The sequence below is a fragment of the Lacticaseibacillus baoqingensis genome, from assembly GCF_003946165.1.
Taxonomy (GTDB): domain Bacteria; phylum Bacillota; class Bacilli; order Lactobacillales; family Lactobacillaceae; genus Lacticaseibacillus; species Lacticaseibacillus baoqingensis.
In genome coordinates this window covers 18,084-42,753 of record NZ_RHOI01000025.1, presented here as the reverse complement: position 1 = coordinate 42,753, position 24,670 = coordinate 18,084, and the positions used below count along the sequence as shown (strand labels likewise).

At 52.5% G+C, this 24,670-nt stretch carries 20 protein-coding genes; 2 read left to right on the top strand and 18 right to left on the bottom strand.

Going from position 1 to position 24,670, the window contains the following annotated elements:
* Positions 1 to 134: PTS sugar transporter subunit IIA (locus EKM91_RS10110; protein WP_420795949.1), on the bottom strand; the 134-nt coding region annotated here is incomplete at its 3' end.
* Positions 135 to 694: 560 nt separating this feature from the next.
* Between EKM91_RS10110 and EKM91_RS10105 the strand changes: the two genes are divergently transcribed.
* Positions 695 to 1,513: an alpha/beta hydrolase gene (locus tag EKM91_RS10105; RefSeq protein WP_125753630.1), complete on the top strand. Its 819-nt coding sequence runs from the start codon at positions 695 to 697 to the stop codon at positions 1,511 to 1,513.
* 50 nt (positions 1,514 to 1,563) lie between these two features.
* Here the strand turns inward: EKM91_RS10105 and EKM91_RS10100 are convergent, their stop codons facing one another.
* The 3 genes from EKM91_RS10100 to EKM91_RS10090 form a co-directional block, all read right to left on the bottom strand.
* Positions 1,564 to 2,484, bottom strand: coding sequence for a DMT family transporter (locus EKM91_RS10100; protein ID WP_125753627.1), 921 nt, complete (start codon positions 2,482 to 2,484; stop codon positions 1,564 to 1,566).
* 307 nt (positions 2,485 to 2,791) lie between these two features.
* A complete protein-coding gene (locus tag EKM91_RS10095; protein ID WP_125753624.1) occupies positions 2,792 to 3,616 on the bottom strand; it encodes a sugar phosphate isomerase/epimerase in 825 nt (274 codons plus the stop codon).
* A gap of 24 nt (positions 3,617 to 3,640) precedes the next feature.
* Positions 3,641 to 4,207 carry a restriction endonuclease gene (locus tag EKM91_RS10090; RefSeq protein WP_125753621.1) on the bottom strand — a complete coding sequence of 189 codons (567 nt, stop codon included), beginning with the start codon at positions 4,205 to 4,207 and terminating at the stop codon, positions 3,641 to 3,643.
* A gap of 151 nt (positions 4,208 to 4,358) precedes the next feature.
* Here EKM91_RS10090 and EKM91_RS10085 point away from each other — a divergent pair, with 151 nt between their 5' ends.
* Entirely contained in the window at positions 4,359 to 5,150 is a 792-nt protein-coding gene (locus EKM91_RS10085) for an aldose epimerase family protein (RefSeq protein ID WP_125753618.1), read from the top strand.
* A gap of 709 nt (positions 5,151 to 5,859) precedes the next feature.
* Here EKM91_RS10085 and EKM91_RS10080 read toward each other — a convergent pair.
* The 14 genes from EKM91_RS10080 to EKM91_RS10015 all read right to left on the bottom strand — a co-directional run bounded on the left by EKM91_RS10080 (position 5,860) and on the right by EKM91_RS10015 (position 23,745).
* Complete coding sequence (locus EKM91_RS10080) at positions 5,860 to 6,357, bottom strand: hypothetical protein (protein ID WP_125753615.1); 498 nt, start codon at positions 6,355 to 6,357, stop codon at positions 5,860 to 5,862.
* Positions 6,358 to 6,780: 423 nt separating this feature from the next.
* Positions 6,781 to 7,683, bottom strand: coding sequence for a UTP--glucose-1-phosphate uridylyltransferase GalU (gene galU / locus EKM91_RS10075; protein ID WP_125753612.1), 903 nt, complete (start codon positions 7,681 to 7,683; stop codon positions 6,781 to 6,783).
* Positions 7,684 to 7,911: 228 nt separating this feature from the next.
* Entirely contained in the window at positions 7,912 to 9,411 is a 1,500-nt protein-coding gene (locus EKM91_RS10070; protein WP_125753608.1) for a UxaA family hydrolase, read from the bottom strand.
* 22 nt (positions 9,412 to 9,433) lie between these two features.
* Positions 9,434 to 10,762 (bottom strand): MFS transporter, encoded by a 1,329-nt coding sequence (locus tag EKM91_RS10065; RefSeq protein WP_225419494.1) that lies wholly within the window; start codon positions 10,760 to 10,762, stop codon positions 9,434 to 9,436.
* A 605-nt stretch (positions 10,763 to 11,367) separates the two neighbouring features.
* The gene (locus EKM91_RS10060; RefSeq protein ID WP_125753606.1) at positions 11,368 to 12,717 is read right to left on the bottom strand and encodes a PTS sugar transporter subunit IIC; all 1,350 of its coding nucleotides are present in this window, start codon (positions 12,715 to 12,717) and stop codon (positions 11,368 to 11,370) included.
* A 35-nt stretch (positions 12,718 to 12,752) separates the two neighbouring features.
* Positions 12,753 to 13,076, bottom strand: coding sequence for a PTS sugar transporter subunit IIB (locus tag EKM91_RS10055; RefSeq protein ID WP_125753604.1), 324 nt, complete (start codon positions 13,074 to 13,076; stop codon positions 12,753 to 12,755).
* A gap of 137 nt (positions 13,077 to 13,213) precedes the next feature.
* On the bottom strand, positions 13,214 to 14,062 hold the full coding sequence (locus EKM91_RS10050) for an aldo/keto reductase (protein WP_125753601.1): 849 nt from the start codon (positions 14,060 to 14,062) through the stop codon (positions 13,214 to 13,216).
* Positions 14,063 to 14,311: 249 nt separating this feature from the next.
* A complete protein-coding gene (locus tag EKM91_RS10045) occupies positions 14,312 to 15,226 on the bottom strand; it encodes a nucleoside hydrolase (RefSeq protein WP_125753598.1) in 915 nt (304 codons plus the stop codon).
* Between the two features lie 692 nt (positions 15,227 to 15,918).
* Positions 15,919 to 17,634, bottom strand: a complete 1,716-nt coding sequence (locus tag EKM91_RS10040) for an adenine deaminase C-terminal domain-containing protein (RefSeq protein WP_125753595.1) — start codon at positions 17,632 to 17,634, stop codon at positions 15,919 to 15,921.
* A gap of 102 nt (positions 17,635 to 17,736) precedes the next feature.
* Positions 17,737 to 18,780 carry an extracellular solute-binding protein gene (locus EKM91_RS10035; protein WP_125753593.1) on the bottom strand — a complete coding sequence of 348 codons (1,044 nt, stop codon included), beginning with the start codon at positions 18,778 to 18,780 and terminating at the stop codon, positions 17,737 to 17,739.
* A 22-nt stretch (positions 18,781 to 18,802) separates the two neighbouring features.
* The gene (locus EKM91_RS10030; RefSeq protein WP_125753590.1) at positions 18,803 to 19,834 is read right to left on the bottom strand and encodes an ABC transporter ATP-binding protein; all 1,032 of its coding nucleotides are present in this window, start codon (positions 19,832 to 19,834) and stop codon (positions 18,803 to 18,805) included.
* 84 nt (positions 19,835 to 19,918) lie between these two features.
* Positions 19,919 to 20,710 (bottom strand): ABC transporter permease, encoded by a 792-nt coding sequence (locus tag EKM91_RS10025; RefSeq protein ID WP_125753587.1) that lies wholly within the window; start codon positions 20,708 to 20,710, stop codon positions 19,919 to 19,921.
* Positions 20,703 to 21,518, bottom strand: coding sequence for an ABC transporter permease (locus EKM91_RS10020; protein WP_125753584.1), 816 nt, complete (start codon positions 21,516 to 21,518; stop codon positions 20,703 to 20,705). The genes EKM91_RS10025 and EKM91_RS10020 overlap by 8 nt, the downstream gene beginning before the upstream one ends.
* Before the next feature lie 283 nt (positions 21,519 to 21,801).
* Positions 21,802 to 23,745 (bottom strand): elongation factor G, encoded by a 1,944-nt coding sequence (locus EKM91_RS10015; RefSeq protein ID WP_125753581.1) that lies wholly within the window; start codon positions 23,743 to 23,745, stop codon positions 21,802 to 21,804.
* Positions 23,746 to 24,670 lie beyond the last annotated feature (925 nt).

Here is a 24,670-nt window from a genome sequence, read left to right as displayed (position 1 = left end):
TTCAAGTCATCTGGGCCTTCGTTGGGCATGAAAGTAACGGCTTCGACTTTCTCTTGCTCACCGAAGATCATCTGACCGGATTGCTTTATGCCAGCGGCGAATTGCCCGTGACTGGCAAGAATGATTCCGACCATTGTTTGACGCCTCCTAAATATTATTTGGAATCACGTGAATTTAAAGAATATATAATTATGTTTGTATGAATATAAGCTCACGTAATTTCACCAAAAGTTTAACACAAACGTGAACGTTTTTACAAAGTCCAGACGAAAAAAATTATTGCGCTTTCAGAAACCCACTGTTGCATCATCTGTGTAAGTGAAATGCTGTCTTGACAACGACTACTGGTCTAGTTGCTTGCACCTGCTGATCGCACCGAAGCCAATTTTTGCCCACTGTTTCAAAAGTGTCGCGTCTGCCTAATGGCGCTTCCCGTGCCCCCTGGCTTTCTGGTATTCTGTTATACAACAAGCCCATTCATGCAATGATACTGCTGATATTGGTATAGATAACACGATATTTTGAAATAAAGTGCACGAACAAACGTGCGCAGTTTGTGACAATTTCCAGAAAATCAATGCAGGTGCATAAGCCCAGCCGCAGTCCCTTAAATTCACGAACAATGATCAACAATCCGCCCCGGCAATTGCGCAAGCGCGTATACTAAAACCAACAACGCAATGGAGGAAAACCGATGCAAACGATCCAACATACTCTCACCACGCCATTAAGCCGCGGAGCTGAAGTCAGCGGCTACTTGTTGACCAATAGTCCTGAAATCGACCCGTACCGCATTCGCCCAGCGATCGTTTTATGCCCAGGCGGCGGCTACGAAATGACATCAGATCGAGAAGCCGAGCCGGTGGCCATGCAATTATTAGCCCGCGGCTGGCATGTGTTCATCTTGCGCTATAGTGTCGGCGCGGACCACCCATTTCCCACTGCTTTAGTCGAGCTTGCCGCCACCGTTGCTTGGGTGCGCGCCCACGCCGCAAAATGGCGCATCGATCCCACCAAGATCGTGGCCGCCGGTTTTTCTGCCGGCGGGCATTTAGCCGCGACGCTAGGGACTTTTTGGGCGCAGCCTCGGTGGCAAGAATACGGCTTGACTGCCGATCAGATTCGGCCTAATGCGCTGCTATTGGGCTATCCGGTCATCTCCAGCGGCCAGTTTGCCCATGCGGGTTCATTTGCCACCTTGCTGGGGCCGCACCCGACTGAGGCGCTGAAAACCTTAGTCTCCGCGGAACAACAAGTGACCCAAAACACCCCGCCGACTTTTATCTGGGGGACCTTCGCCGATCCCACGGTTCCAGTGGAAAACAGTCTCATGTTTGCCAATGCCTTGCATGAACACGGCGTTGAATGCGAATTGCACCTGTTTGCGCGCGGCGGGCACGGCCTCAGCTTAGGCACCAATGAAACCAGCACGCCTGACGGTTGGGGCGTGGTGCCGCCGATCCAGCCTTGGATCGACTTATTTGCGACTTGGATGCACACTGTGATCGTCTAACGAAAAACGCGACCGCCTACCTAGCAGGTAAGCGACCGCGCTTTTTTTGCCTAATTATGGGCATGCCGCTTATTAGCAGTCAGCATGTGCCGCGTTGGCCATACTTGGATAAAACTCGTGCTCAAAACCAACAACCCGCCGATGATCTCCGCGCCGCCAAAGTAACTATGGAAACACAAGACCGCGACGACGGTTGCCGTTAACGGTTCAAACACATTCAACATCCCGACCATGGTCGGCTGCAAATACTTGAGGCTTTGTAAATAGAGTAAATAAGCAAATAGGGTGCCAAACACCGTGACATATACGATCCCCAAGACGATCGGCAAGGTCAAACTTGGCGGCGCCAATAAGAAGATCAATGGCGATAATAATACCCCAGCAAACAACATCGCCCAGGCGATCACGATCTGCGGCTCCACCACTTTTAACAGCTGTACCGGCAACAGCGTATATAACGCCGCGCCTAAGCCCGCACCAATACCCCAAAAGATCCCCGCCGGCGATAGTGCCAACGAGCCGAGATGACCATGCGTGACCAACAAGATGATCCCCACAAACGCCACGATCAAAGACAGCACGTCGATGCGGCTTGGCCAACGCCAATGTTTAACGGCTAAATACAACACGATAAACAACGGCCCGAGATACTGCAAAACGGTGATCGTCGGCGCATTAGAAGCCGCCACGCCGGCAAAATAGGTAAACTGCGAAACTAAAATGCCAAAAACACCAAATGCCAAGGCCTGCCTTAATCGTCGCGGCTGATGCACCAGCTGCAGCGTCTCTTGCCGACGCGTCGCCAAACACCACCCCATCAACAAGGCCCCAGCAGCAAGCAGCCGCACGGCGACCAGCCAGTCAGGGCGCAAATGGCAATCATCAAACAGCCACTGCGCGATATTCCCTGAAACACCCCACAAAACCGGCCCCAAAATCGCGCAAGCCAACCCCTTTTGCTTCCCCGTCATCCCTCAAACCTCCAAAATAGTCTGAGGCTATCCTACCGCGGCAGTTCTAAGTCCGCAATGATATATTGATAAATATATAAACCAGAGCGAAACAAGCCGCTCTTAGGGGTGTGGATAAGGCAGCGTGACGCGTTATGGCGTCAGCCATAGCGTGGTGCGATGACTTATCCGCAACCCCGTTGGCTTGTGCAGCTCGACGAAGAAACCAGAGCGAAACAAGCCGGGTTTAGGGGTATGGATAAAGCGGCCTGACTAATGCCAAAACAAATAGGCCAGCAGCACCGCCTGACCTACATGCTACTATGAGTTAGTTGCTTTTTTCCGCTTGTGCCAGCCCTTCTAAATACCAGTGACTGGCAAGCATCTCCGAACAATCCAGTTGATCAGCCAAATTGATCTCGTAGATCAAAGAGGCATTGGAGTTCATCGCGTGCAACACCCGTTTCCAATTGATCGCCCCCTGGCCAAGCACCAAACTATCATGATGCTGCCCCAGCGAATCGACCAAGTGGTAATGCCGCACGAATGGGCGCAAGTGGCGCATGGAGGCGATCAGCTTATTGTTGTCGCCATGCACATAAATGAAGGCATGGCTGACATCATAGGCCAATGGCAGCTGCAGCTGCAACAGTCGCTCTTCAAACGCCGGATCGCCATATGCAAAAATCGGCAACAGACTGTTTTCAAAGACGACATTATCTGGCGCCATCGCAGCAAAATCCACCATACGCCCTAACACGACCTTTTGCGCCGTGGCCAGATCCGGCCAATCGCTGGCAAAATCATGTTCGCCAGGATGCAAGGCATAGCCGCCGTGGATCAAGGCCACGGCATGCACTTGCTGCGCATAGGCGATCAACTGCGAAGAAGATGCCATGACGAAATCATAAAGCTGCGGAAACGCCAACTTGTTGACGCACAGCTCACAGCGGATCCCATGCCACTTCATCGGATGGTGGAACACCACTTTAGGCACTACCGCCTGGACTTTAGCCACCATTTGTTGAAAATGAGCCCAGCCGGCTGGCGTAAAATCGTCATCCGTCAAATGAAACTCAAATACATCTGGATGGTGCATCAAGCGATTGTCGATCTGGCGTTCATCGGTACTGGCCTTCAGCCCTAATTGCATCCTTTTGGCTTCCTTTCTGCTAGCTCAACTCGGCAGCCGCCGCATCATGCGGCGCAACCGGGTGCGATCGATCAAATGTACCCCAAGATCGTCCGCCAGCTCCCGTGCCGAATCGGAAAACTCACTGTTCGTCAACACCGTGGCTTCATCGAGCTTATAGAAATTGTGCCCGGTCCATACTTCTTGCACCGCCTTGTTGCCAACAAAACCAGTATACCGCTTGCATTGGAAACCGTAAGTTTTTCCTTGCTTGCTGGCGATGATATCGATGCCTTGATCCCCTGAAGCTTGCGTCACACGAATGTGTTTATACCCGTTGCGGCGCAAGAGGTAGCCGCAAAAGTGCTCGAACTCTTCGCCTTCCATGGCATCCACGGACTCCATTTGCAGATCACGATATTGAAAATGATGCCGGTACACCCAAATCGCATTGACCACGACCCACACACTAATGAACCCAAACGCTGCCGGATCGAGGACGCTTTTGAAATTGGCATCGCAAAACTGGCGCGCGAAGAAGCTGTAGACTAACGCCAACACAAATCCGCCTGTCAACAGCCAATAAGCGCGCATTAATAATCTATGGAACATTTTGACCACACTCTCTAATCGGCAAGTTGCCGAGGCTTTACTTAAGGGTAACAGAAGATTCCGGGTTTCGCCTAGGGCTTTTGGCCCAAAACCGTTGATTCTTGGGCGTGAATTCGGTAGGCTGGATAGGTAAACGAAAGGAAGCGGTTGCATGTCTATCTCCACAAAACTCTTCGCTAAGATCCAAGGCGAAGTGATCACCCAATACACTTTGACCAACGCCAACCACATGGCGGTGCGCCTGTTGACCTTCGGCGCGCGGGTCCAGCAACTGCGCCTCCCAAACGCTGCCGGGGCCGATCCGAATTTGATCGTCGGCTTTGTCACCTTGCAAGATTATCTCAATCAGCCTGAACCCTTCGGCGCCTTATTAGGACCAGATTTTGATCAACGCACCCGCACCGGTTGGCAAAACTGGAACTGGGACGCCCAGATCAACGCTGACGCCGTGACATTTTCACTCACCCTGCCAAAAAAAATTGACGGCCAGCCTGGCACCCAACACGTCGCCGTCACGCATCAACTCAGCGCCGACAACTGCTGGACGCAAACTTGGACCATCACCACCGATACCCCGATCGCGATCCGCCCTGGGTTTGACTTGGCGTTTATGCTTACTGGCGACCCGGCCCGCGTGATCGACCACCAGCAATTGACTCTCGGCGATCAGCCAGCGGCGACGCCTACCACTGGCTTAACCACAGCGACTAGTGCGCGCTTAAGCGACGAAGCGTGGCAATTAGCCTTAGAAACTGACGCCGCAGGCTTGGCAGTGTCGACGTTTGAACATATCGATACCACGACCAACTTCAACGGGATCTTAGGCCACCCTCGCGCTGCCGTGGGCTTGCGGCCGCTTGTAGCTGCTGATGACCAACCAATCACGATCACGGCTGAGAAGCCCTATCAGCAAACGACTAAGATCAGCTTGATGAGTCGATAATCCAGAGCGGAACAAGCCGGTTTTAGGGGTGTGGATAAGGGAGCCTGGCACAGTACGGCGCAGCCGTGCGGTGTCGGGATCACTTATCTGCGACCCCGTTGGCTTGTGCAGCTCGACGAAGAAACCCAGAGCGAAGTGGTGCGCATTTAGGCATGTGCATAAGGCAGCTTGGGTGCGTGATGGCAACGCCATCGCGTGCACGAGACGACTTATGCGCAATGCCGTTGCACCACGCAGCTCGACGCCACCCAGAGCGGAACAAGCCGCTCTTAGCGATGTGACTAAGGCAGCCTGGGTGCGGTGCGGCATGCACCATGACCGGGATGACTTAGACGCAATCGCGTTGGCTTGTGCAGCTCGACGAAGAAACCCAGAGCGAAACACCGCGGTTATGGGTGACGGGCTAACAGGGCTTGGTGATGGGTGGCACAGCCACACGCCGCCGAGACCGGTTAGAACACTCACCCATGCGGTGTGCAGCTCGACGCCACCCCGAAGCACAACAAGCCGCTCTTAAGCGGTAAGGCAACCTGGTGTCGTGGCACGCGGCGTGACCAACATGACTGACCCACCCTATCTCAACAACAAAACCACTAGCGAACCGCTGCCAAGCAGCCAACGCCAGTGGTTTTAGTTTGCCTTACAGCGCTTGTCGAGTGCAAAACGGCAACAAAAAAAGCGCCTGCCGAAGCAAGCGCCTGATCAGTGATTAGTTATTCGCGTTAGCGGCTAACTTTTGGTCCGCAACGTTAGCAGAAAAGCCGACGCGAGTGCGGGTTACACCGTTTTTGGTTTCGGTCACGGTAGCTGTCTTGCCATCAGCCGAAAGGGTCACATAATATTCAGAGACTTCTTCTGGCAAGTCGGTGGTGTTGACTTCTAATTGGTTGCCATAAACATGGTAGCCCACGGTGCGAGTCACATCAGAGTTGCCATTGCCAACGAACAAGTCAGCGATCTTCATTTCAGTCCCAGGGTTGCTGACGCCGCTGAAGTTGATCACGTTCTTGGCTTGCTTAGCCGTCGCCGTGTTGCCAGATGCATAAGCGGCCTTGGTGTAATAAGCATCCTTAGTCGCCAATGTGGTGACACTTTGGTTGGCTTGATCTTGGGTGCTGCCGCTGTTAGCAGAAACAGTCGCGATGCCGAAGGTTGCCAGCAATGCTGCCCCAACCAAAACTAATAGTACGGAATATAGCTTTTTCATTTAAATCTGCCTCCTGTTTAAATATCGATTTCAATCTGTATTAATTTCTTTCAACATCTATATCATACACGAAATTGGTCAGTTGTGAAGACTTGGGTGACCGGTTTCTTGCAATTTTGGTATAAACACAATCTAAATACACTTTGGAAGGCGTTTTCAGTGGTTTCCGTACCAACTGCTTGTCGCCAAAAATGAGCAATCTCGTGATTGCTCACTGATTCACTGTTTTTCAAAAACCATTGGACTGTATCACGACGATAAATATGACAGGTGCTGTCGACTGTGCCATCGATCATCTCGTCGCCGCTGCCAAACCAGCGTCCGGCAACAAAAACGCCTTGAAACCGCGATCCTAAAAAACGAATCGCGGCTCCAAGGCGTTGGTGTAGTGGATTAAATTGTGGCTCAGCCGCAACGAATGGTTTAGTGCTTTTGGTCTGGCGCTTGCGCTTTGAGTTGTTCGGCCAGCTTCAAGATATATGGCCGCAGCTCATCTTTGACTTCTGGATGGGTCAGCCCATATTCGATCGTGGTTTGCACGAAGCCAAACTTATTGCCGACATCAAACCGCTGGCCTTTGAATTCATGGGCAAAGACCCGCTGCGTTCGATTCAGCGTATCGATCGCATCCGTGAGCTGGATCTCGTCGCCTTTGCCAGGCTTTTGCTGATCCAAGATCGCAAAGATCTCAGGAGTCAGCAAGTAGCGGCCGATAATCGCCAAATCAGAAGGCGCATCTTTGACGGCTGGCTTTTCCACGAACTTCTTCACGTTGAACAATCCCGGATGGACTTCGCTTTCCGGATCGATCACCCCATAAGCGGACACATCTTCATGCGGGACCCGCTTGACCGCCAAGATCGACGAGTGCGTGCGGTCATATTCATCGATCAATTGTTGCGTCAGCGGCACCTTGTCTTGCATCAAGTCATCCCCAAGCATCACCACGAAAGGCTCATCGGCGATGAAAGACTTGGCCAAGCGCACGGCATCCCCTAACCCATTAGGATAAGGCTGGCGGACGAAAAATAAATTAACGCCAATATCCGTCGTATCATGCACCAATTGCAGTAATTTGGTTTTGCCTTTGGATTCGAGGTTTTGTTCCAATTCAGGCGCCGAATCAAAATGATCTTCAATAGAACGTTTCTGCTTGCCTTCCACGATCAAAATGTCTTCGATCCCAGAAGCCTTCGCCTCTTCGACGATGAATTGGATCGTCGGTTTGTCGACGATTGGCAGCATCTCTTTTGCCAGTGCTTTGGTCGCAGGCAAGAACCTGGTGCCCAAACCGGCAGCAGGGATCACAGCTTTGCGTACTTTCAATACGATTGCCTCCTAAAGTTTCGATATCTCCATCATACAAGAAACGGCTGATTTTGGGTAATTTTCTGCTCAAAAAAGCCTATATTCTAATCAAAATGGCAACAGGAAAGCCCTTTAATGTACTACTGTGAAAACCGCGGGTTATTAGGCAATGATGTTTCCAGCTTAACTGACCAGACACAAAAAACCGCTGCCACATCCAAGCGATGCCACAACGGTTTTTGCTGATTATTCGGTGACGCCGGTCTTAAAGATCGCAATCCCGTGGATCCCATACTGTTCATTATTGGTCTTTTCGCGGCCACTGGCCACGTCGATGATATATTGAATGAACTCATCGGCTAGCGTGTCCATATCAGTTTCCAACAAGCGGCCGGCATCAAAGTCGATCCAGCGCGGCTTCTTGTTGGCAATATAGGAGTTAGACGCGACTTTGACCGTTGGCACATACGTCGCAAACGGTGTCCCGCGGCCAGTGGTGAACAAGACCATTTGGCAATCGGCGCTGGCTTCAGCAGAACTGGAAACCAAGTCATTACCAGGCGATTGCAACAAGTTCAAGCCATGAGTCTTGATCTTTTCGCCATATTGCAAGACATCGGTCACTTGACTGGTCCCAGACTTTTGGGTGCAGCCTAAGGACTTATCTTCCAATGTCGTGATCCCGCCGGCTTTGTTGCCGGGAGAAGGATTTTCATAAATCGGTTGATGGAAGGATTCAAAATACTGCTTGAAGTTGTTGATCAGATCCACGATCTTATGGAAGGTGGGCTCATCTTTGGCCCGCGACATCAAGATGGTTTCGGCCCCGAACATTTCTGGCACTTCAGACAACACCGTCGTGCCGCCTTGGGCCGTGACAAAATCAGACAGCCGCCCTAGTAATGGATTAGCGGTGACCCCAGACAAGCCGTCACTGCCGCCGCATTTCAGCCCGATCTTTAATTCAGATAGGGGCTGTGGCGTCCGCACGTCGTTGGCTGCGGCATCATTGAGTTCTTCAAGCAAGTCCAAAGCCGTACCCAAGTCATCATCGACTTCTTGGGCGACCATGAACTTCATCCGGTCAGGATCGATGGCCCCGACTTTTTCGATTTCGGCTTGCATGCCATCCATCTGATTGTTCTCACAGCCTAAGCCATAGATCAATACCCCGCCGGCATTCGGCTGTAAGGCGGCATCGACTAACACCTTGCGTGTTTGTTCAAAATCGTCGCCTAATTGAGAACACCCATAAGGATGCTTCAGCAAGATCACATTATCAAAGCTGCCATTATCAGGATGCAACGCCTTGAATTGTTCCACGACAATATCCAGCAACGGGTTGATGCAGCCCACCGTCGGGATGATGTACAAGTCGTTGCGGATCCCGACTTTGCCATTCTTGCGCTTGTACCCCATGAAGGTCCGCCCGTCTTTAGGAACGGCGCGGGTGACATCATGCGGCTGATAGGTATACTCAAGTTCACCATTCAAGTTGGTTTTGACGTTATGCGTGTGCACCCACTCGCCAGCAGCGATCGGTGCGGTCGCATGGCCGATCGGGAAGCCATACTTGATGATGTCTTCGCCTTGGGCAATGGCTTGCAAGGCAAACTTATGCCCGCGCTTGATCTCAGCTGGCAAAGTCAGCTTGCCAGCTGGTGTAGTCACCGTGGTGCCGGCAGGAATGTCTTGTAAGGCGACCCCTACTTTATCCGCGGGATCCAAGATAATGAAGTTATTCATAGACTAACGCGCTTCTTTCTAACTAAGCTTTAGCGACATCATGCTTTTTTAACGTTAATGGTTCGATCTTCCCTAACCAAAAGGCAAAGGCGATGGCACCTAGTAAGGTGACTAACCCAGAAACGATCAAGGCAGAAACAAATGAACCGGTAGCAGAAACCACAAACCCAGTGATGATCGGGCTTAAGACCCCGCCAATGTTAGAGGCGGTGTTTTCAATGCCGCCTAAAGTAGACGACATGTTCTTAGGCGCCATGTCACCAGGGATCGACCATAATGCCGGAGCGGCAAAGGCCAGCCCTGCATAAGATAAGGATAATAAGGCGACACTGATGGCCGTGGACTTGGTCAAGCCGGCAAATAAGATCACGGTGCCGACTAACATCCCTAAGACTAAGTTGAACTTACGCGAAAATGTGATCGACTTGCCGCGGGTGAAGTACAGATAATCGGTGACCCAGCCGCCGATCAATTCACCAACGATCCCAGCCAATGGTGGGATCATCGCCGTAAAGCCCATGCTCATCGCCGCCATGCCCCGCTCTTGTTCCAAGTAGTTCGGGAACCAGGTAATGAAGAAGAAGATGGAATAGTTCAAGGCGAAGAAACCAAAGCAAATCGCCCAAACGTTGCGGAATTTCAGCAATTGGTACCACTTCATCGGTTGTTCCTTATCCAAGCCGTCTTGTTTCTTTTGGCCGCTGCGAATGTAGTGGAGTTCTTCTTTGCTGACATACTTTTGCTTTTCTGGATCGTTGTAATACCAAATCCAGATCAAGACCCACACGATACCTAACGTCCCAGAAGCGGCAAAGGAAGCTTGCCAGCCCCAGTGGCTGATGATCCACACGATCAATGGCATCGCAATGGCAGTGCCGACTTTGGTCCCAGTATCATAAAACGCGGAAATGCGCCCGCGTTCGCGATCAGGAAACCACCGCGCGGCGATCCCGGAATTGGATGGCGCCGCGCCGGCTTCGCCGACCCCTAACAGCATCCGCAAACCGATCAAGGAACCAAACCCATGTGCCAAGCCGGTCAAAGCGGTGGAAATTGACCACCAGCCCACGGCCAGCGCCATACTGATACGATGGCCGACCTTATCGGCCAACCACCCTGAAGGGATCTGAAACACCATGTAAGACCAGAAGAAGGCCGACATGACGATCCCCATTTCAGCATTATTGATATTCAATGCCTTCATGATGTCACCGGAAGCCGCTGATAGATTGGCCCGATCCAAGTAATTGATCGAAATCGCCAACCACATCAAGATCCCAATTTTCCACCGGACATTTGTGTGCGGCTTGCGTGTATGCTTATCTGTTGCTGCTGCTTGCACTGTTCTCACTCACTTTCAACTCGATACGCCAATAGAGAAAACGATTTCTTAAAACGCAAAACAACTTGCCTGTGCCGTGTGGTCAACACCCCTTTTGCCTGGTCACCGCACCACAACTATTGATAAGAAGATGAAAAATAGCAATTGGTCTAGCTGATGGTATCGGTTTCCTTAATGGATTACGCCTTGATAGTAGTGCTCCAGGTTCTAGATGTAAAGCGTTTTCCAATAAAATAACAGGTGTTATGCTGATATTTCAGTTGCGCAACTGTCACTTTTTTACCAATTTCTGTTAACGTTAACAACACCTATTTATCCCCATTTGGTGCAAAAATCAGCGTTTTTCATCCCGATCGCTGTCATGTGCTCGTCTACCAGTCAATTGTGGCCAACTGAAGTGCCCGCGTGGCTTTGCGGCGAAGTTAGTGAGTACTTACTGTTAAAATTGGCCTATCTAAAAGATTGAGACAGTCTGCCGCGCTTTGCCTGTAACAGCCGCCGAACTGTTATGCTCATTTGACCTTTTGACTGGCAATTTTTGGCATAAAAAAACGTTCGCTTCGCAGACGCAAAAAACCAGCCTTGCCGACTGTCAGCAAGACTGGTTTTTTGGCTCAAGCTTCAGCGTCCAGATCTAACGCCAAGTCATCAAAGGACAACTCGTCGGTTTCATCCAAGCTTGCGCCTGCGACTTGTTCGTCTGCGAGATACTTTTTATCCAGCATTTTGATAAACGGGTAATAAACCGCACACCCCAGCAGCAATAACAGGAGCTGATATACCGACGCGACCCAGCTGCCTGTGGCCAAATATCCGGAAAAGCCCACAGGCGTGGTCCAAGGCAGCGCGACGCCAGTGGTGTATGGAATAATGCCCAAGCGCGTCACCAAAGTCGACAACAAGAGATTCATCAAGGGCACCAGGTTGAACGGGATCAAAATGATCGGGTTGAGCACCACCGGCAAGCCGAAGATGATCGGTTCATTGATGCCAAAGATCCCTGGCAGCAAGGACAACTTCCCGAGTTCCTTGATCCGCTTAGACTTGCAAAACAACACCATTACGATCAATAAGGACAAGGTGGACCCGCCGCCGCCAAAGTTGGTGAAGAAGTTCGAAAAGGGATCGGTGAAGATATTTGGCAGCTCCCGCCCAGCTTCAAACGCATCTAAGTTCTCCATGGTCAACACTTTGGTCACTGGCGCAAACACCGAATTGGCCACCGCCGGCCCGTTGATCCCAAACGACCAAAAAAGCGTGCACGCCAAGCCGTAAATGATTTGGGCAAATAAGGTGTTGCCTGCGCCTTTCAGTGGCGTCTGCAGGCTCTCAAAGATAAACTGATGCACGGTACCAAAAGGCGTCAGCCCCATGCCAATGCGGATCAAGAAGAATAAGCCCATCACTAATCCGCTGGGGATCAACGCCGCAAAGGAATCCGCTACCGCTGGCGGCACGCCAGCAGGCATCTTGATCGTCCACCCGCGCAAAGCGGCAAATGCATACACCCGCACCGCCACCAACGCCACCACCAGCCCTAAAAAGATCCCGTTGGTACCTAAGTATTCCGTATCCAAGCCGATGATGCTGGTGCCGCCTTTGAGCGTTAAGTCTGTCGGCGTCAAAATGATAAACGCGACGATTGCCACACCAGCCGCTTGGATCGCATCGGTTTTTAACTCGCGCCCATACGCATACGCCGTGCCAAAACACGACAAGAACCCGACTAAGTTAAACACGGCGCGGGAAACATTGGACAGCCACGCCTGCCACCCTTCCCCAAAGATCCCCGCCCAAAACTCACTCCAGCCCGGGATCGGAAAGTTATTAAACAGCAAGAACAGTGACGCGACGATGATCAACGGGGTGGTGATCAAAAAACCATCGCGGATCGCGACTAAGAGCTTGTTTCTGCCTAATTTCTCGGCGACTGGCATTAAGGTGTGTTCTAATGCATTCATCATTGGTGTTCACGCCTTTCTATAGTTGACTGAGAGGATCATTGGCGGGCTTGTTTCAGCCCTAGCAACGCTTGTTTTAAGACGCGCTCCCCATTCATGGCGCCGTAATCCGCCGCATCGATCAAGATCACCGGCCGCCTCTTGCCATAAGCGGCCAAGGTTTCCTCATACAAATATTTGACTTGCGGCCCTAACATGATCACATCCACGGCCTCAGTGGCGACGGTTTGCGGCAAGGTGCCATGCGGCTTGGCAACAACAGTGACTGGCAGTTGGTGGTGATCCGCAACCGTTTGCATTTTCTGCGCCAACAAACTCGTCGACATCCCTTGGCTGCAGAATAAATAGATATTCTTGCCCATGCAGTCATCTCCTTTGCTTATGGTAATCATTAACTTTCTAAATTAAGCATAGCGAAGCAGGCACACGGTATGCAATCAAAAAGCCCACAAAAAAATCACCGCCGGCTTGCTGCCAGCGGTGATCAATGTAAGGATTGTTATTTTTGAGTCACATTATGGGTATGTGCAGGCGCGGCGTCAGCCATCGCATTCAAAGCCTGCATGTCGGCGTCATTGATCGTGAAGTCAAGTTTGGTATTGGCTTCAATGTGCGCTCGGCTGGTGGCTTTAGGCAATGGCAGGACGCCATTTTGCAAGACGAAGCGCAAGGCTAACTGCGACACGCTGACGGCATAATGCTTGGCGATCGCCTGCACCGCGGCGTTATTTAATAGATCCCCGGTGGCCAGCGGTGAATAGGCTTCGACTAAGATCCCATGCGCTTGGGCGAAGGCAGTGTTTTTCGGCTCCGTGGCCCCAATGTAATATTGGATCTGATCGACGGCTGGTACCACATCCCCATGATCGAGCAGGTTTTGCAAGTCATGGACGTCAAAATTTGAAACCCCAATGGCGCGTGTTTGATGATCCGCGTAAAACTGCGTCATCGTGTCCCACGCTACCAAGTTCTCCTTGTCAAAACGCGTGCCGGCTTGGCCCCATGGCCATGGTGCATGGATCAAATACAAGTCCAATGCGGCGATATCCAAATTGTCTAACGTCCGCTTAAAGTGTTCTTGCACCCCAGTCTTGTCTTTGATCTGCGCCGGCAATTTAGACGTGACAAAAATCTCCTCGCGCGGCAAGCCGCTATCTTTTAACGCCTTGCCGACACTTTTTTCATTGCCATACACAAACGCGGTATCGATATGGCGATAGCCGGCGTCCAAGGCCCATAACACGGCGTCATATGCTTTTGGGCCATCTGGGATCTGCCAAGTGCCAAAGCCGACTTGCGGGATCTTGACCCCGTTATTTAAGGTGAAGGTATCTGTTAAAACTGTCATTTGATCCATCCTTTCTTTACTGCCTTGATCAATTTGATTATACGCCCAGTCCAAGGCAAAAAAATAGCCGCCATGGGCTTGGCGGCTAAGGTAGGGTTGGGGTTTTTTACTTTGGAGGAGTAAAAATGAAAAAGTGGGGTAGAAACAAGTTATCGCTTGCTTCTATGGTGATTATATTAGCCGCCAGGTGTGAAGAAAGTTTGCCCAAGTTGCGACGGTTTAAAGGTCAATTTCCGACCAATACTCCCCTTACGCTAATTGCTTTAACGCCGCGACTAACCAGCGGGCAAACCCCTCAGCATCGACGGCAGTCGCGACTTGCACATTGGCTGGCTGGTTTTGAACCCCTTTGAGATCAAATAAACTCGCGCCAGCCGTAAGCGGATCCGCCAAGGCCACATCCAAATGCGTCGCAACGGTAGTGAACAGCTCAGGTGCCAGCACCAAAGCCACTGCTAAAGCATCATACATTTTCAACCCGGTTTGCATGCTGCCGCCGCGATAATGTCTGAACAAGCCATCAAACATTGCCCCAACTGCGCCAAGGGCCTTGATCTGCATCAAGGTGCCTGGCAGCAAGCGCGCTTGTTGGCCCACTTCAAGCGGCGCGATGCGCATCGGGATCGGTAACTTAGCGACCATGGCAGCGGCTTGAGGATCGCAAGCAAAGTTGAACTCGGACAAAACGCCAAGATTGCCGCGGCCTAATGCTCCGCCCATGATCACCAATTCAGCGACATTGGCCAAGTCGGCGGGATACAAATGCGCAAACAAGGCAATATCCGTTAATGGCCCGATCGCGATCAAAGTCACCGGCTGGTCGCTGGTGCTGACCACTTGATGCATGGCTGCCACCGCGGTTTGGCGCAAATCCGCAACTTGGGTCGGTTGCGGAAACGCAAAGCCGTCCATCCCGCTTTCCCCATGGATCTCCGCCGCAGCGCTCGGCGCGCGCAATAGCGGGCGTTGGCTGCCGGGGACGACTGGGATCTCGGCCTTAAAAAAGGTTAACAGCTTCAACGTGTTGGCCGTGGTTTTATCCCGGTCGACATTACCAGCTAATGGGCAAATCAAGCGCACCTCTAATTGTGGACTGGCGATGGCCAAGGCGATCGCCACCGCATCATCAATGCCAGGGTCGGTGCTTATGATCACAGGTTTCATGGAATCTCCTTTGAAGTCGTATTCTGATGGTGATAACTGTAGCGAGAAGCGGCGGCGCGGTCAAGGGGTGTGCCGGGGTAAATGCGGCGTTTTGCTCTGGGATTCTTCGTCGAGCTGCGTGGTGCAACGCGCTAGGACTAGCGGCACTGCCGTCTTTGTGTCTGCGCCACAACGCCGACAGTACACACTAGTCTACGCGCTAAATGCGCACCACTCCGCTCTGGGGTTCTTCGTCGAGCTGCACGCCGCAACGGGGTCGCAGATAAGTGATCCCGGCACAGCACGGCTTCGCCGCACTTTGCCAGGCTCCCTTATCCACACCCCTAAATGCGCGGCGTTCCGCTCTGGGATTGTCGTCGAGCTCCGCAAAGCAACGGGGTCGCAGATAAGTCATCGCGCCTCGCTATGGCTGACGCCATAACGCGTCACGCTGCCTTATCCACACCCCTAAACCCGCTTTGCTCCGCTCTGGGGTTGTCGTCGAGCTCCGCAAGCCAACGCAATTGCGGGTAAGTCATCCCGGTCACGCCGCGTGCCGCGACGCACCCAGGCTGCCTTACCCACATTGCTAAATTCGGCTTGCTCCGCTCTGGGGTTAGCGTCGAGCTCCGCAAAGCAACGGGGTCGCAGATAAGTCATCGCGCCTCGCTATGGCTAACGCCATAACGCGTCACGCTGCCTTATCCACACCCCTAAACCCGCTTTGCTCCGCTCTGGGGTTCAAATAACGGTACCTGTTTTTGGCTTTTGACATCAAACATCCCCTTGTCTGACAACTTCAATGCCGGCGATACTAACAGCGACAAGGTCGAAAAGGACATGATTTCGTTGGTGTTCACATACCCTAACGCTTGCATTTGTGCGCGGACGTTTTGGATCTGTTGGCCCAGTTCAGCGATCGGGGCGTCGCTGACCACGCCGCCGATCGGCAGAGGCGCATCGGCAACCAGTTGGCCGCCGGCTGCGACCACGTAACCGCCTTGTTCTTCGACCAGACGGTTTTGGGCGATCACCATGTCGGCGATATTCGTCCCTAATACCAGGATATTATGGTGATCGTGTGCCCAAGTCGCTCCCACGGCCCCTTGACCGGTTAAGGTGTTTTTCGCTAAAGCCAAGATCAAATGCCCGCCTTGGCCATAGCGCTCTTGCACCACTGCCAGGCTTAACCCAGCGGCTTGCCATTGGACGTGATGATCCTTAACGGCGAGGGTGACTTTTTCTAAGGCGGTGAAAGTCCCCACTGGCGCGATGGCGATCACATTGGCGACGACCGTGCCGTCTGCTTGCGGCACTTTGAGCGCCAAGTCGGCGGCTTTAAGCGGCACCGCCGCCACCGTATGGCGCAAGGCGGCTGGAAAATGCGTGGTGACCGGCGTGGCCGCATCCACGGTCACCCGCTGGCCAGCCTTGTAAACCGCGTCGATGGCAAAGCTTTGCAGATCATCCAACACGACAAAATCCGCCACCCGCCCTGGGGCGATCAAACCGCGATCCCACAAGCCCATGCGTCGCGCTGGGGTGTACGTCGCCATATAAATCGCCAACTTGGGATCTAAGCCCAACTTGATCGCCAAGCGCACGATTGCATCCAAATGCCCGTGCAAAAGGTCATCCGGCATCACATCATCAGTGACTAACGCGACATGTTCAAACAAGGCTTTTGTTTGGACAGCATCTACGACCGCTTCGGACAGAGACTTGCGCTGCAATTGAATGAACATGCCGTTTTCAATTTTTTCGACCAGTGATGCAGGCGTCTGTTGGGTGTGGTCGCTGGTAATGCCGCTGTAGATGAACTTCGCCAAGTCTAAGCCGGTATACTTCGGGCAATGCCCTTCCAGCGGCATGGTTGGCCGCGCTTGGCGGCAGGCCGCGATGATCTGATTGATCAGCGAATCTGGTTCTTCGGTCAACCCGTGGAAATTCATTGCTTCGCCAAGCGCGATCACCCGCGGGTCTTTTAACAGCGTTTGGGTTTCCGCCACGCCGATCACCCCGCCAGTGGTTTCTAGTTCTGGCGTGGTCGACGGCACAGATGACGGGATCGCATAAAAGGTATCGATCAAACTCGGCTGCGCCATGAAATCTTCCAAGCCTTGCAGCCCGGCGACATTGGCGATTTCATGAGCATCAGCGATCACGGTGGTCGTCCCATATTGGGCCGCGGCTTGCCCAAAGGCAGTCGGCGTGGTCATGGAGCTTTCAATATGCATGTGCGAATCGATCAGCCCTGGGATCAAAAACTTCCCAGCCAGATCTAAAGTCGTTTTAGCTTGGATCGTACTGGTATCTTGCGTCAACCAATAGAACTTTCCTGCTTTGACAGTCACATTGATCCGGCGAAAATCCCGCGTTACGTGATTGAATACCTGAGCATTGGTGATTAACATGTCGACTGCGACCATTTGTCCATCCTCATTTCTATTGTTCGTGTTTTGACCGAATTTTACTTGAAAATAGCCGCCGGTGCGCGGTGGACACGCAAACAGGCGGCTATCGTTCGGAAATTACTTATTCATCAACTTATTCCATTGGCTGATCCAACCCTTGAGGTGGCTGTTCACATACCCGAAATCAATGGTTTTCGCCCGCGCAGCGATGTCGCCATAAGTCTTGTTCTTGGCATCAGCGGCACTTAACGTCACGTCAGTGTTGACCGGGGCGTTGTTCAACGAATCCGCACTGGCGACTTTAGTTTGCGCCACTTTGCCTAAGCGATAATCGATGTACTGATAAGCGGCCTGCTTGTTCTTGGAAGCCTTGACGATCGAAACCGTATCATAGTTGGCATAGGTGCCACTGGCAGGCACGACATATACCGCACTCGGCGCTGCGGCTTGGATCATGCTGACGGCAAAATCGCCCACCACCGCGGCATCGATTTCACCGCTCTTGAACATGTTGGCCAAGTCAGAGCTTTGGGTGTAAGTCTTCACCACATTGGGTTTCAAGGCGGCCATCGCCTTAAAAGCGGCCGCCCCATTATCCTTGGTTACCGCTGTCCCCGCATGGTCGCCGGCAATGTAGAGCATCGCTGGACCAAAAGTGGTGGTAATGTCTGGGATCGCGATCTTGTTTTTCAACTTGCTGTCCCATAACTGATCCCAGCTGGTGATCTTGCCGACTTTGGCCGGGTTGTAAATGATGCCCACGGAGTTCACCGTGTAAGGCACACTATTGGTTGCTTTGGCGAGTTTTTGTTGCGCCGGGCTGAGGGCCTTGAAGTTTTTCAGCTTGCTGGTATCCAGCTTTGCCCACAACCCCTTCTTGTAGCCGGACAAGGCGTTGTTTTGCGATAATTCCATCACGTCAACGCCATTATTAGGGTTATGTTCAACTTGGGTATACCGCGCGGCACTGTCACCGCTTTGCGTCTTGACGGTCACCTTCGTCTTTTTGGTGAACGGCTTGGTGACGTCGCGCGCCATTTGTTTGGTCGACAGTCCAAAAGTCGATAAGGTCAAATGCTGGGCGGCGCCGGCTTGACTGCCGCATCCGGCTAATACCCCGATCAACAACAATCCGGCAACCAATAAACCTGTCTTTTTCATGATCTGAACTTCCCCTTTTTGATTAAGCTTGTAAGGCCAACAATGCCTCTTGTGGCAAATGCAACTGAACGCTGGTTTGATCCGCCAAGCGGTCAAAGCCGACTTGATCGACTTTCAACTCGCCTAGTGCGGTTTGGACCACGTACCGATAGGCATTGCCTAAGTACGTGCTTGATTTCACCTGCCCGCCCACGGTATTTGCGCCTGGCTCTGTCACTAACTGGATGCGGTCTGGGCGGATCGTCAATGCGGTGGCATCAGGTACGGCTGCGGCCGCTTGGAACGTGTCGCCTTGGACTTGATATTGCCCCTGCTGAGCGCTAGTCACCGGCAAAAAGTTTTCATAGCCGATAAAGCGGGCGACAAACACCGTTTTCGGGGCGCGATAAATGTTTTGCGGGGTATCGAATTGCTCGATCTTCCCTTGATTCATCACCGCCACCCGGTCGGAAATCGCAAAACACTCTTCTTGGTCATGGGTGACAAACATCGCGGTCATCTGCAGACGCTGCTGCAGGCGGCGGATCTCTTCGCGCATCGACACCCGCAATTTGGCATCCAAGTTGCTCAGCGGTTCATCTAACAGCAACAACCGCGGATTGACCACCAACGCACGCGCTAAAGACACCCGCTGTTGTTGGCCGCCGGACAATTCCGCTGGGAAGCGCTTGGCCAGCGCATCTAACCCGGTGATCGTCAAGATCTCGCTGACTTGCTTTTGGATCTCAGCTTTGGCCACTTTGCGCTGTTTCAGCCCAAAGGCGACATTATCAAAAACAGTTAAATGCGGGAACAGCGCGTAGCTTTGAAACACCATCCCAAACTGGCGCTTGTGCACCGGCAGCTTGGACACATCGGTGCCATCCACCAGCACTTGTCCACCGGTTTGCGGCAGCAGGCCGGCAATGATCCGCAGCGTCGTGGTTTTCCCGCAACCGCTGGGGCCTAAGATCGACACCAATTCGCCGTCTTTGATCTGCAGATTCAAGTCTTTGAGGATCTGGTGATGCTTATCGTAGCTCATTTCAAGGTCGCGAATCTCTAATTCCGCCATCATGTACTCCTATCTGTTCCATGTTCACCGGACGGTTGGTCCGGATCATTTTTTCTCTGTGGCAAAACGTCCTTGCGCTTGGTCCTACATTTCGTTCAACGCTTTGAGCCCTAAGCCTTTTTCTACCAGCAGCATCATTGCGGCGGTAAACAGCATCAACAACACGGAAATCGCCGAAACGGTGGGATCGTAGTTGTTTTGCAAGTAATTCAAGATCGCTGTCGGCAGCATGCTCAAATCCGGCCCATTTAAAAACAGCGAGATCGGGATGTTGTTGAACGAGTTGATGAAGCACAACATGAACGCCGCCACTAAACTGGCGCGGATGTTGGGGATCGTCACGGTCAAAAATGCCTTCAGCCTGGATGACCCATAAACCCAAGCCGCTTCTTCGATGTGTTCATCCATCAACACCATGCTGGCCGTGACCAGCCGTACCACATAAGGCAGGCATAACAGGAAATGCCCGATCAATAACGTCAGCAGCAAGGGCAGCTGCACGGTGATCACCAAGCCTTGGTACAAAGCAAAGCCGATGACGATTTCCGGAATGAACGTTGGGCTTAAAAACAAGGTCTGAAACCAAGCTTGATGATGGACGTTGTAGCGAGTCAGCGCGTAAACCAGCGGCACCCCGATCACCAAGGCCAAGAGGCTGGCCGCCAAGGCGATGATCAAGCTCATTTTGAACCCAGCAACAAAATCCGGTTGAGCAAAGACATTGGCAAACCAATGTAAGGTAAACCCGTGGATCGGAAAAGCGATCGTCGCGTCGGTGCCAAAGGCGGTGATGATCACCATGATCAAAGGGGCGATCAAGAAGAATAAAACGATCGCGCTGATGGTGACTAACACCTTATTATTAGCTTTAAGCATTGGCAGGCCTCCGATCTAACCAGCGGGTGACCAGGCGCATCAATCCCATGACGATCACCGTCATGATGATCAACACCACTGCGACCACACTGGCTTGATTCCAATCACCAAGCGTCATGGCTTGTTGATAGATCAGCGTTGACATCACCAAGTGGCGATTGCCGCCTAACAGCTGCGGCGTCGTGTATGCCGTCATCGCCCCAGCAAACACTAAGATACTGCCAGTCAAGATCCCGGTGGTCAATTGCGGGATGATCACCTTGGTCAAGGTGGTCCAAGGCTTGGCGCCTAACACTGCGGCCGCTTCTTCGACTTCGATGTTCAACTCATCGACACTGCCGATCAAGCTGGTGACCATGATCGGCAAGAATAAGTACACGGACCCGATCACGATCGCCGCGTTAGTGTATAACAGCGTCACCGGATGCTGGGTGAGGTGCAACCCCAGCAAGACCTTATTTAAGACCCCATCTTTACCTAAGATGATGATCCAAGTAAAGTTGCGCACCACCGCGTTAGTTAAGATCGGAAACAAGATCACCACTGACAGCAAGCTTTTGACGCTGGCTTTTTGCCGCGCGATCCACAATGCCAATGGCAACCCCAAGCCTAATGCCAAGGCGGTGGTGATCACAGCGATCAACAACGTACGGCCTAAAACATTGCGGTTATAGCCGCTGTGTAAGAAATGACTGTACCCACTGCCACCCAAAGTCGGCCAGATCGTCTGGAGCAACGGGAAGAAGAGGAACAGGCAAATGGCTAAGACTCCCGGTAACAGGAGTAAGAAAGCGGAACGATTCTTCAATATTAGCAACTCCCATTCGTGTTTGACACCAACTAATATAACATCATTTCCGGAATATTCAAGTCTAAATTTGAATTATCGTTCGTGTTTATTTCAAGATAATTTCTCTCTTTTCAGACCATTCACGCTGTTTTGTCTACCAATGCCTTGACACTGGTGGCGCTGAGGCCATACCAATCTGCCTTTGCCCACCCTGCGACGTATTAAAACGCTGCCACTCATTTAAGCCAAGCAAAATAGGCCAGCCGCAATGCGACTCGCCTATTAATGTTACTGTTTATGACTACTTTACCTGCTGATAAGGAACATGTGCCATTGCCGGCACTTGATCCCAAGCGACGGGATAACCGGCGCCATGCGCACAAAACACCGAGTCTGGGGTATTCGGCAAGTCCCCTACCGGATCATAATCACTAGCCGCCAATACCGCGGCTTGATCATGACACGGCTGATAACCGGCCACGACGCACTCCAATTGTCCCCGACCATGGGTGTAGGCGCGCACGGTTTGCGCATAACCTTGCATCTCACTGACTGGCGCTTGGCCGCTGACGCTGACAAAGCCGTCACCAGCTGGCTGCGGGGCGTCGGCAGTGCCGCTCATGCGCTGGATATCCGTCAACGCCCGCCCGACTTGTGCTTGGTCGACCACCAGCCGAAAATCATACCAAGGCTCCAGCAGCTGACAGCAGCCGGCTTGTTTTTGCATCATCAGCCCTTGCCGCACGGCGCGCCAAGTGGCTTCGCGAAAATCACCGCCGACTGAATGGACATTGCTGGCCCGCCCGCTGACTAAGGTGATCTTAAGGTCTGTCAAAGGTGCTCCGATCAACACGCCTAAATGTTCCTTGGCGGTCAAACTTGAAAGCACTTGATGCTGCCAGTTGCGGCCTAAGACTTCCAACGAACACTCACTGTCAAATACCAACCCTCTGCCAGGCGCCCCTGGCGTCATTCGCAGGTGCACTTCGGCATAATGGCGCAAGGGTTCAAAATGCCCGACGCCTTCGACTGGCGCCGTCAAGGTTTCTTGATAGCGAATGCTGCCTTGATCAAAATCCACGGTCAAATCAAACCGCTCTTTGAGCAATTGCTGCAGCACTTCTTTTTGCACAGTCCCCATCAATTGCACGCGCACTTCTTGCAAGTGCGTCGACCAAGTCACATGCAGCTGCGGGTCTTCATCATCGAGGATCAAAAGCGCCGCTTGGCAAGCATGCAAGTCTTCTGCCATAGGGTCCAGCCGGTAAGTCAACACCGGCTGGATCACCGGCGCCGCGGCATTTTCCGCTTGCCCTAAGCCCATCCCCGGATAAGTGTCCGCCAAGCCTGGCAAAACCCCGACTGCGCCTGCTTTCAATTCAGGGACGACTTGATATTTCTCCCCGTCATACACCCGCAATTGGTTGACTTTTTGCGTGCCGAATAAGACCGCCTTTGGCCGCAAGCGCCCGCCATCCATCCGGATCCAAGTCAAACGCTCGCCTTTTTGATCATGGGAGATCTTAAACACCCGTGCGGCAAACTCCGGCGCAAACTCCGGCGTGACGGCCCACTTGGCCAAGCCTTGCATCAGCGCGTCAACGCCAGTCAATTTCAACGCCGCCCCAGCGTATACCGGGAACACTTGGCGCTTTTGGATCATGTGCTGCACCGTTGCAGTTGCCAGCTCACCCGTTTCCAGATAATCCGCCAACACCGCCTCATCTTGCAGCGCGATGTTTTCTTGCACGGCTTCAGGCAGCGCATCTTGGCCTGATGAAAAATCCAAACATCCCGGCGCTAAAGACGCCTGCAGCTGCGCAAGGGTCTTGGCCAGATCGGCCCCTGGCACATCTGTTTTGTTGATGAAAATAAACGTCGGCACCTGATACCGCGCCAACAGCCCCCACAAGGTGCGCGTATAGCCTTGCACCCCGTCTGCGGCGCTGACCACCAACACCGCATAGTCCAACACTCGCAGCACCTGTTCAGTTTGGCTGGCAAAATCCACGTGGCCTGGCGTATCCAGCAAGGTCAGATCCAAACCATCAAACTGCAAATGCGCCTGATGCGAAAAAATCGTGATGCCGCGCGCTTTTTCCAGCGCATCCGGATCCAAAAACGCGTCGCCGTTATCGACACGGCCAATCGTACGCAAAGCGCCGGCGCGGTAAAGCAAGGCTTCTGATAACGTGGTTTTGCCGGCATCGACATGCGCGACGATCCCAGCAGTAATTTGTTTCATCCATAATCTCCATTTCGCTCATTTGCTTACTATCATACGCTAAAATTTGGCGGTGTTGCCTTTAATCTTGCATCAAGAAAGCTAACGCCAGCTATTAATCAAATCAGCAAGCACCATTGTGGCTAGAGCGTGATCAAAGACTGGCATCCTGAAAACCCTTTCTATTAATTGTCACCTTCACCATACCGCATGTTTCCCGCAACGTCAGGCTCCTTGAGACACTCACCTAAAACCGCGATCAGTCACGCTCTCACCAAACGCGTTCTCCAAGGCACGGGGGCGCGTGCTAATCGGACGCGTCGTCCGCCGGCTGCGCCGACTGCCGCCACGTCCGATTAGCCCAACCCCCTAAGTACGCCTTGGGTCACCCTCTCATCTAAACGCGTTCTCCAAGGCAACGGGGTCGCGGGTAAGTCATCCTGGCCTTGGCACGGCTGCGCCGCACCCGACCAGGCTGCCTTACCCACACCCCTAAGTGCGCCTTGGTTCACGCTCTCACGACAAAGACACGTCCAGTGGTGTGCTGACGTGTCTCGGGCGATTCCTTGCAAGGCAAGGCGCGGTTGCCGGACCGCGGTTTGTTGGGATACGATGCCTGAGTTTGCGCTCAGGGCTTGGCCGTTTTGGCCTCTTGGCAGGTTTGGCCCTGCTTTGAGGGTGGTACACCAGTGTCTCGCCCTTGCCCGAGTCTTTCCAGGCCATCTTCGGGATGTACCCCTTAGCGTGTGCGAGGCCCAGGTTGCCCCGGCTGGCTGCCCCGCTGTCGATGTCTGGGAAAACTTATGGAGTGCGCACCACCATACCCAGCCACATGATCGTTCGATTAAAATACCACGTCTTACCGATAATGTAAACCCTTTTTTAAAATCTTTTTTCGTGATTAATTCACATATACCAATTATAATATTTCGAACTATTTCAACGA